Below are 9900 nucleotides of genomic sequence, written 5' to 3' on the forward strand. Positions count from 1 at the left end.
GATAAAGGTTTCGGCAATTATCTGATTGTAGCGCTCAAGTTCCGCCCGCATTCGGATGATATCATCGGTGTCTTCGTACTCAACCAAAGACTCAGCGTCGTCGCCTCTGAGAATGATGATTTCTTCACCTTCGACCCGACCAACGTCGTCTCGCTGGAACGCCACTTCAGCGAACCACTCCTGTAGCACTTTTGAGGCTCGTATCCGTGTTGTCCTATTTCCCCGAGCTAAAGGTCCGGAATAGCTACCCTTGGCGACGTCCAGTAGCTTTGCCTCAATCAGGGTGTGAATGATCGGGATGATCTTCTTGGATATATGGATCGCGTTATAGCGAGAAGACATGTCCCAGTAGTTCGAGGACATGGAGACGCCGATAGACAGTTCCGGGTCTTCCAGCCAAGCAACATACAGGTCCAGAACCAGCACTCGGAGTTGATGTCTGAATGCAGTCTTCGGCTTCGGTCCGGAGGTCTTATCACTCGGCAGGTAGTCATCCCAGATGCGGTCGATCAAGGTGGCGACCTCTGGATGGTCTGACCAGCGGTGAACGTCGATCGGTCGCGAGTGCCATGGGTTCTCTATCTCCCCCATAACCTCCTCCTCCCTCTGTGTATTATGGATCAGGAAGGAGGATACTCGGGTCTCTCTATCCTCCGGTTTCTATTCATTACTTATACCTATTCCCCACCCCCATAGAACCCCCGCTAGAGGTTAGGAAAGAGGAGAGGTCAGAGGACGTCACAACACCCGAAACCACTGGGGCATAAACGGGGGCATTTCTCGGGTATCGGTGACCCAAGGTCCTGTCGTCGTTCTATGTTCTGATGATCTGGCTGGGGTGGTAGGAATCCTTGCCGTCCGATGAAACCCAAGAGCTTTTCCAACTAGCCCGAGAAACTGGGGCGGTTTCGGGGGCATTCTGCTGAGCGAAGCGACGGGTATTTTTACCGCTAGAGAGACCCGTTACGAGACCGCTAGAGAACCGCTAACCGGCGCTGACGAGACCGCTAGCTCGACCGCCCAGTGGCGCAGGACTGGACCGCTAACGAGGCGTTCCGGGGGCTGACGGGTGGTGGCTGGTGCTGGTGGGGGGCGGGGCGGAAACTTGTACTGGCGCTCTGTGTCCCAGTTCACAGTACCTCTCATTCATCCAGGTTAACGTAAGGTCATCAATGGGAGGTCGCAATGCTTCGTAAGGCTTCAAATACCTGGCACACTCGCACCGAACACGCAGTAACCATGATACACCCAGTTGTGCGTATCTTGCGTCATTGCACCCAGATGCAACGCCAAGTGAACCGCTACTATTGAATTCGAGCGCGGGTAGGCCGACCGGCTGACGACCGTTTGTTGACATTGATGAAGTGGCTGACCGTTGGCGCAGAAATTTCTGCTCGCCCCGCAAACCCCGATGGTTGTCTCAGGGAATATCAATCCACCAGTTCGAAATCGTTCATCTTCCAGGTCTGGTCGAAGAACGGCTCCAGCGGGCCGTACAGGCGCACGATGGCTGTCCAGCCCTTGCTCGGATCAGTTTCGACCCAGTTCGACTCCATACCTTCTGGCGCTTTTGGGCCGAAGTAGAGGTCGACCGTTCCGTCTTCATTCTGCGCCAAATCGTCGTAGCTGCTGAGCGCAGGGAATTGCTGTGATGTTGCCATCATCGAGCGGTTTGCGCTGTCGTAGACGACGACAGACCAGAAATCCTTCGCAGGAACATCAGCTGGAACTGTCAGCTTGTACGTCTTCGCACCGTCGAGCGGAACACCTTCGCCATCGGTATGGGTACACAAATATTGCGACCCAATACCCACGTTTTTGCTCGCCATGGCCGGTGTCACGCCTGTCGCATACGCTGCAAAAAAGGCCTGAGCGTCGTAGTCGAGGTATCCGTTCGGGTCAAAGGTGTAGACGCCGCCAACAAACGGGTTCCACCATTTGCGATCCTCGTAGATGTATTTGTCGTCGCCAACGTAGTTCCACATATTGGCCCGAAGCAGCGCCGCGCCCGCCATGGCGGCTGGCTCAAGGATGGCCTTCTCTTCCGGTGTGGGATCGAATGGCTTGCCGAACTCCATGCCGATGGAGGCGAGCAGAAATTTCTGCGCCCCGTCCAGCGCGTCCGGGTGCTCTTCTTCGACGAGGTGCCCAAGCTCTTCCAGGAGGTGATAATTTTCGGAATGAACTGTCCAGATTTCCTGTCCTGAACCATCGATTAGTTCGGTGGGTTCCGGATTGTCCGCTTGGGCCAGCGGGTAGATCTTCAATTGCTCGTACAGCGAATTGGCTGCATCGGTCGTGCCATCGACCAGGAAGGCTCTGAGCGCCAGCCAAACCCCGTAGGTTTTGGATTCAAAAACGAAGTACCCATCCGGTACGTCTCCCTCGTATCCCGGCGGAAGCACGAGGAATTTGCCGCCTTCGCCCTTGTCCGGCCCCGCATTTCCAACATCGCCAACATAGCGCATCCACATGTCGTTGAAGAAACCAAGCATGCCGGGAGGCGCTTCGACCACTGTCGGACCGTCTGTGTTAAGGTCGAGAAAAGTCATCGCATAGACGGTTGTATTGTTGGCTGTCAGAAACTCGGACTTGGCGTCCATCAGGTCCTTGAACACAATGACCTGATTAGGTTTTCCTGCACCGAAATCTGCGTAACCCTTGCGCATCGCATAGAGCGAGGCTCCAAAGACGTTTTGCTGGATCACTTCCATCACCCGATAGGTCGTCCGTATCTGGAACAAACGTTCGGTGGTCTCAGCGGTCGGAAATCCCTTCTCGAAGGTGAAGTTGCCGATGATCGTGTTGAACTCTTCGTTCTCTAGGAAGCGGCCATCGCCGCCTTCCGCAAGCGCCATGTTCGCTGTTACGGCAAGGGCCGCGCATCCGGCAAGAAATGTGCGTTTCATCTTTTTCTCCTGTCAGAAAATCAGTTTGCTTTCTCGACGTCCGGCAGTTGCCATCCGCTTTCGATCCATCCTTCCGCTGGCCCATAAAGGCGAAATAGCAAGAAGAAGTCCTCGCCGGTCGGTATCCAGTTGCTTTCGAGGCCATCCGGAGCCGTTGGCGCGAAATAGACGTCAACCGAGCCGTCGTCATTGACCTGCATGTCCGGCAGATTTGGCGTTGCCAGGCCCACGCGCTCATTGCCTGCGACGAAGCCCTTGGACTTCATGCTGTAGACGATGACCGACCAGAAATCCTCAGCGGGCGTGTCGGCGGGAACATTGAGTTTGTAGCTGTCTTGCCCGTTCAGCATATCTCCATCGCTGTCGGTCAGGCCTGTAAGGTAGAAAGTCCCGCCACCCAGCTTCTTCGGCAGATAGGTGATCCACGAATACGAACCGCCCGCGCGGTCATCGATCAGCACCATTTCATCGGTCACATAAGGAAAACCCGCTTCCGGCTGACCCTCGGCGAAGGCCCAGACTCCCCATTTGCGGTCTTCCCAGAGCGGAACGACCGAGCGCGTGATGAAATGCTCCTGCATGGTGTCATAGGCGCATTGCAGCCCTTCCAGCATCGCGGCCTGCATTTCCTCATCCGGTTCAAACGGCTCGCCGCGCACCATACCAAGCGAGGCCAGCATCGCCATCATGACCTTGTCCTGCTCCAGAACCGGCTCGCGCTGGATGACCGTGTTCATGTCGTGAAAAAACGTCATGTCATACACGGGAAGCGTGTTGATCGGGTTCTCCTTTACGTCGATGAATTCAGTTGGCGACGGATTGTCGACCTCGGACAAGGGGTAGACTTGAAGGGTCTGGGCGTAGGCAGCCTGATCTTTGCTGGTGCCACCATCCTTTGCTACAGGGCGGAAGGCGAAATGAACGCCATAGGTGTTGGACGGATAGATGTAGTAGCCCTCTTGCGGGAGGTCGCCGTCATATCCCGGTGGCACGATGAGGTACCTCCCGCCTTCGCCCGCATCATCGCCCGAGGTGCCAACATCTGCCAACGGAACCTGCCAGGCGTTCGTGATCGTTCCAAAGAATGCCGCCTTTTCTCCGGCTGACGGAACATCGATGACAACGGGCTCATCCACCGCGTATCCACCGCCAAATACATACGGTGTCACGTCGTTGGCCGTCAGGAAGCCGTGTCGGCTGTCCATCGGTTCGCTCATATAAGCGATCACGCCTTTGTCGGCCCCCGCATCGCGCTGGATCGCCAACTCGATATCGTAAACGCCAACGGCAGGCATCGCCCAGATCGCAGCCTCGCAGGAGCGCCGGACAACGGTATCGCGGGCGATTTCAGACATCTCCGCCACAACAGGCCCAGCCAGAATAGAAAGTGCAACGCCTGCATACAGCCCACGAGCAGACTGCCTGGTTGCCATATTTGTACTTATGGTCATCTGCGTCTCGCCTCCCGCCAATAGCCAAATCGAGAGCATAGGTTGGCATATCGCTGCGAGATCGGCGTATCATTTCACGACAGAATCACGATTAAGCAAACCTGTATGCCAGCAGACCCTCCCATGATCTCCGCCAAGGCGCTTGGTGCGATGCCGCAATTCACGCTTGAAACCTGCGGGCAAAAACCGCTTGAACGAGCGTTGAAGCGATCCGGTTTGCCCCATCGCTTCATCGAAAGTCGCGATGGCTACATCCCGAAACACGCCCTCGCGACATTCATTCAAGAGGTCGGGCGTTCCGCTGGGGAAGAGAATATCGGCCTGCTCTGGGCACCGCATCTCACCGTCGCGGATTACGGGGCATGGGGAGACTACGTTTTGTCCTCGCCAAACCTCGGAGCGGCTCTCGTGCGAACTGCAAAGGCGATCTCGTATCACTCGAGTGCGGACCTGATCGAGTTTCAAACACACGGCGCCCGTGCATGGTATGGATATCGCTTCGGACTGCGATCACATAGTGCGTATTCCGACGTCGCTTTTTCGGCAGTAGGCGTCTTTCTCAGCGTCTTCAGGCACTACCTTGGACCAGCGTGGTCGCCGGAGCGGCTGATGATCGATACTTCAAAACCGTCCGCAGGAGATCGCGCCGAGGAAGTCTTCGGGTGCCCAGTCCATTGGGATCAACCTGCATTGGGAGTTGTCTTTTCCAGCAAACTTTTGCGGACGACCGCGACGGAGGCCAAACCGAAAGCGACTATCGAGGACATTGCTCGAGAGAGAGTTGGTGGCCCGCCCAAGACTTTGCCCCACAAGGTCGCTGCCATGGTGCGACTGCAGATCTATGAGGGTTCGGTGTCCATCGAAAGAACCGCAGAATGCATGGATATCGGGGTCCGAACCTTGCAGCGAGGATTGATGCTGGATGGGGTTCGGTTCAGGGACATCGTGAACAACTCTCGAATAGAGCGTGCCAAAGAACTTCTGCGTCACGGCGATATGTCGGTTGCAGCCGTCGCATTGGATCTTGGTTATTCGAGCCCAAACAACTTCAGTCGGGCCTTCAACGCTCAGACAGGCTTTTCGCCCAGCCAGTTCGCCGCGTCGGACCCGCGCTAGGTCGCTTGGCCTCGGAAGTCGCCGTTTGAGCCCACGCTACTGAGTCGAGACTTTTAGGATCTCGCAACAACCGTAGGAGCCGCCGTTCGCAGCGACGAACCAAAAGGCCAGATCTGGGTCGGTCACGTAGGTGCAGGAACCCTATGCAAATGTCTGGAAGCGTTCGCATTGCGGTCCATACTCGTGGAGCCCCGATGTCGGCTTTGCGCAGAATACGGACCCATCAGTCAGCGCCGGGAACGGCAACAAAGTCCGCAACTGGGTCATTCAGCCAGCCCTCAACCATAGTACGCTTTGGAAAAAAGAAAGCAACGTGGGCACCCCCGGCAACCCGCTAAGGGCCGCCGAGGGATAGGTTTACGAGGGTGGTCGCCGCTGGACGACATAGTCTGCCAGCCACTGCCAGTAGGCTTCGGCATCACGGAATCCCTGAGCCCGAGCCGCGAGGTTCTCAGCTTCTCGACGAGAGCAGCCACCATCGTATTCAGCGATGGCCGCTCGCTCCTCAAACGCGTCAATGTCCGGGAAACTCATGCGGGGAGCCGTATCTGGTCAACGATCGACCGACGTTGCTCGTCACTGATGCCTGCCGAGTAGATGCCGTAGGTGATCCCATTCTCCGACCGCGCAGATTTATGGCCGACCAGAGAGGCTGTGAAGTGTTCGGGGACACCTGTTCGCTCGCATTGGGTCACAAACCACTTGCGGGTCGAGTGAAACACCAGTCCCGGTCGTTCCAGAGCCAGCCGCCGTCTCAGTCTCGCGAACCCCTTGGTCACCTGCGCGACAGTCAGGTCAGGGAACAGCGGGCCATGGCTAGGCAGCTGTCGGAGCGTCTCATCCAGCACGGGATGCACCGGAACCAGTCGTTCAGCGGCGTCGGTCTTCAGCAGTCGCAGTCGGTTAGGTCGAACATGCACGAAGCAACCGAGGTTGCCCTTGGCCACGAGGTCTTCCCGGAGCAGCCCAACCGCTTCCCCCGCTCGCATTCCTGATAGCAGGCAGGTTAGCAGAACCGAATGCAATTCTCGGTCTTTGGCTCCCAGCAATCCCACCACTTCATCGTCAGTCGGAACTGCATAGGGTTGAGGACGCACCTTGCGATCGAAGGGCACCGTCCGGAACGGGTTGGCCTCCAGATGCCCCTCGTGGACCACCCAGTCGAGGAAGTGGTTGACCTGCGACCAGATGCGCCGCTGGGTTCTGGCGGTTATCGTCAAAGACCCCTGAGACGAGTAGGTCACGAGTTGGTCCAGGGTTAACCCCCGAGTCCGTTCCGACTTTCCAATCATTGGAGACAGTTGAGCTATCGCTGACAGGAACTCTCGCCCCTCCGCCCGCGTCAGGCTGCAAACCGTTCGGTCACCATATCGGCTCGTGAACAGCCCGACGGAGTATCGGACCGACTTGAACCCGCTGGGTCGCAATTGACTACTGCGCCGGGCAAGATAGGCGCGGCTCAGGTCACGGACCGCCACCTTTACCGGCACGACGGGTCGGGTGAAGGCAGGGCCATCCAGAACTGTGCCAGAGTCCCCCAGAGTGGCCCGGAGACGGACGAGAGACGATTCTGGCTGGTCAACCCAATCAGGAACGTTAGCGCCGCTCTCTGTACCAGACAGGGCCTCCTCTGCCTTGCCCCGAACTTGCTCCACCAGCGTTTCAAACCGGGCATTGACTTCAGCGGCACGAACGCGGGCGGTGTTACGATCACCGGTCTTGAGACTTTGCTTCAGCGCCTGAGCGCCCAGCGCGAGAGCGACGTCAACGGGGTAGTTGCGTCGGTAGAGCCACGTATGACCCTTCAGATAGGCATAGCGAATGTGAGCAGACATGAGTCTCCTCCTTTCAGATTTAGGATTTGGGTTGGGTTCAGTCAGTGGAGACGCGTCGAACGATCATCTCCCGATCCGGTTCGCCGTAGATACCAGCCAGAGGGCCGGTGACAGCAAAGCCGGTCACGCAGTCTTCGAACACCTCGTCTACGCGGAACAGATGTTCAGGGACGTCATCGAAGGCCTGAACGACCACGACGTCACCGGGGTTCAGCTCCAGCTCAGCCATCATCGCCTCCGTGTTTCCACGTCCAGAGGACCGCCAGCAGAACCAGCGCCGAGACAGCGGGGTGAGACCGAGCGACCACCCAGAGCATCGTCGTCAGGACGGCCTTGGGCGGTGGGTGCAAAAGAAAACCCCCGACGAGAACGCCGAGGGCAGACAGGTACTTCATGGATCAAACTCCTGCAGTTGCTTCTTTATTTAGATGCAGGAAGTTCCTCGGTTTTAGGGGGCGGAATTCAGGTTTTCCGCGCAAATGGCGTGCAGCTTGGTGTTCGTGCCGCCCTTGGTCCGGCCAATCAGGCGTCCACACCCCCATTTTTGACGCCCATGCTGGTCGCTGCGCGGTGTGCCTTAAGGTGCGTGGGGTCTATCATCACAGTCTTCTGTTCGCCGTGGTCTTCGGCGCGGCGGAAATCAATGCATTCTGACCCTAAGGGTTGGAGTTCGCGTTTTTCAGACCGATTTGTTCCAATGCTTGACGCAACTTATACAGTGATGCGATGATTGTTTCGTAAACTTATTTTCCTATGGGGGGGGGAGATGCGACATTTCTTTCTGGCAATAGTTGTCTTATGTGCGTTGCCTGTAAATGCGGCAACCTTCACTTACCATTATCAAGGTGCATTGTTGGACCAAATATTGGATAACCATGATGGCACTGCAACAATCCAAAATGGCTTTAGTGCGACACTTATTCTTGACGAGTATTTGCTCGGTCAGTCTCTGTCCGACGCCAATATTACTTTTTTTCTTCCGGGTTCGTCAGGCTTAACCCCGCAGGGACCGATACAAGGCGTGCTGGGTTTTCATACTAATTATGCAGATCTCACGAACACTGTGGCTGGAACGGACTTCAGATTACAAACGAATGCCTTGGGTAACCTGACGGGTACCGCGTTTTGGTTGGACGGTCCCCCTGATGGCTTTTTTGGCTCAACTGCTCCTGATTCAAATGGTATTTATGATTGGTATCACGATTCCATAAATACCATCGGAAGCGCTCGGCCCGGCACATGGTCATTGGTTTCGATTCAAGGGGACTTGTTCGTTGCGCCAGTTCCACTGCCTACTTCATCTTGGCTGCTGATAACTGCACTTCTTGGGCTAGTATTAATTTCACGCGACAGGTCAAAGAAGTTAGGCTAGGTAGATAGCTTCCGCCGTATTCTTGGCTTCAGTTTGCTTTATAGCACTTTCTAACGGTTAGTGCAGGGGCATTCCTGTTTTGGCTCAGATCAGCCATTCGATGCATCAGGCCTGAACGTCCGTTCAGCCACCTGCCAGCACCAGCCACCACCCGTCAGCCCCCGGAACGCCTCGTCAGCGGTCCAGTCCTGCGCCGGTCAGCGGTCTCGTTAGCTCCTGTCGGCACCTTCCAGCGGCTCTCTAGCGGTCTCGTAACGGGTCTCTCTAGCGGTAAAATGCCCGGCGCAGAGCTCAGCAGAATGCCCCCGAAACCGCCCCAGTTTCTCGGGCTAGTTGGAAAAGCTCTTGGGTTTCATCGGAGGGCAAGGATTCCTACCACCCCAGCCAGATCATCAGAACATAGAACGACGACAGGACCTTGGGTCACCGATACCCGAGAAATGCCCCCGTTTATGCCCCAGTGGTTTCGGGTGTTGTGACGTCCTCTGACCTCTCCTCTTTCCTAACCTCTAGCGGGGGTTCTATGGGGGTGGGGAATAGGTATAAGTAATGAATAGAAACCGGAGGATAGAGAGCCTCGAGTATCCTCGTTCCTGATCCATAATACATAGAGGGAGGAGGAGGTTATGGGGGAGATAGAGAACCCATGGCACTCGCGACCAATCGACGTTCACCGCTGGTCGGATCACCCTGAGGTCGCTGAATTGGTCGACCGCATCTGGGACGACTATCTGCCGAGTGATCAGACGTCCGGACCGAAGCCGAAGACTGCATTCAGACATCAACTGCGGGTGTTGGTCCTGGACCTCTATGTGGCTTGGCTGGAGGACCCTGAACTGTCGATCGGGGTCTCGATGTCATCGAACTATTGGGACACGTCTTCCCGCTATAACGCGATCCACATTTCCAAGAAAATTATCCCAATCATCCATGCCCTGATTAAGGCAAAGCTACTGGACGTCGCCAAGGGTAGCTATTCCGGACCTTTAGCTCGGGGAAACAGGACAACACGGATACGAGCCTCAAAAGTGCTACAGGAGTGGTTCGCTGAAGTAGCGTTCCAGCGAGACGACGTTGGTCGGGTTGAAGGCGAGGAGATCATCATCCTCAGAGGCGACGACGCTGAGTCTTTGGTTGAGTACGAAGACACCGATGATATCATCCGAATGCGGGCGGAACTTGAGCGCTACAATCAGATAATTGCCGAAACCTTTATC

General features: G+C 56.2%; 9 protein-coding genes and 1 pseudogene. 3 read left to right on the plus strand and 7 right to left on the minus strand.

The features are described from left to right. The 3 genes from ACR0BF_RS19940 to ACR0BF_RS19950 form a co-directional block, all read right to left on the minus strand. Positions 1-591: hypothetical protein (locus ACR0BF_RS19940; protein WP_480625640.1), on the minus strand; the 591-nt coding region annotated here is incomplete at its 3' end. Positions 592-1430: 839 nt separating this feature from the next. Then, positions 1431-2909, minus strand: coding sequence for a DUF1254 domain-containing protein (locus ACR0BF_RS19945; protein WP_209598753.1), 1479 nt, complete (start codon positions 2907-2909; stop codon positions 1431-1433). 20 nt (positions 2910-2929) lie between these two features. After that, entirely contained in the window at positions 2930-4360 is a 1431-nt protein-coding gene (locus ACR0BF_RS19950) for a DUF1214 domain-containing protein (RefSeq protein ID WP_480521517.1), read from the minus strand. 123 nt (positions 4361-4483) lie between these two features. Here ACR0BF_RS19950 and ACR0BF_RS19955 point away from each other — a divergent pair, with 123 nt between their 5' ends. Next, on the plus strand, positions 4484-5476 hold the full coding sequence (locus ACR0BF_RS19955) for an AraC family transcriptional regulator (RefSeq protein WP_480521515.1): 993 nt from the start codon (positions 4484-4486) through the stop codon (positions 5474-5476). A 530-nt stretch (positions 5477-6006) separates the two neighbouring features. Here ACR0BF_RS19955 and ACR0BF_RS19960 read toward each other — a convergent pair. The 4 genes and pseudogenes from ACR0BF_RS19960 to ACR0BF_RS19975 form a co-directional block, all read right to left on the minus strand. Next, complete coding sequence (locus ACR0BF_RS19960) at positions 6007-7311, minus strand: DUF6538 domain-containing protein (protein WP_480625641.1); 1305 nt, start codon at positions 7309-7311, stop codon at positions 6007-6009. 37 nt (positions 7312-7348) lie between these two features. After that, the gene (locus ACR0BF_RS19965) at positions 7349-7540 is read right to left on the minus strand and encodes a hypothetical protein (RefSeq protein WP_480625642.1); all 192 of its coding nucleotides are present in this window, start codon (positions 7538-7540) and stop codon (positions 7349-7351) included. Further along, positions 7533-7706 (minus strand): hypothetical protein, encoded by a 174-nt coding sequence (locus ACR0BF_RS19970; RefSeq protein WP_352996639.1) that lies wholly within the window; start codon positions 7704-7706, stop codon positions 7533-7535. Before ACR0BF_RS19970 ends, ACR0BF_RS19965 begins: the two co-directional genes overlap by 8 nt. An 83-nt stretch (positions 7707-7789) precedes the next feature. Beyond that, positions 7790-7926 (minus strand): annotated as a pseudogene (locus ACR0BF_RS19975) (IS5/IS1182 family transposase); the annotation flags it as partial. A gap of 151 nt (positions 7927-8077) precedes the next feature. Between ACR0BF_RS19975 and ACR0BF_RS19980 the strand changes: the two are divergent. Together ACR0BF_RS19980 and ACR0BF_RS19985 are read left to right on the plus strand one after the other, a co-directional pair. Further along, positions 8078-8683, plus strand: a complete 606-nt coding sequence (locus tag ACR0BF_RS19980; protein ID WP_480625643.1) for a VPLPA-CTERM sorting domain-containing protein — start codon at positions 8078-8080, stop codon at positions 8681-8683. Between the two features lie 626 nt (positions 8684-9309). Continuing rightward, the coding region (locus tag ACR0BF_RS19985) for a hypothetical protein (protein WP_480625644.1) at positions 9310-9900 on the plus strand (591 nt) is incomplete at its 3' end.

The sequence above is a fragment of the Ruegeria sp. AG7 genome (genome assembly GCF_056541545.1).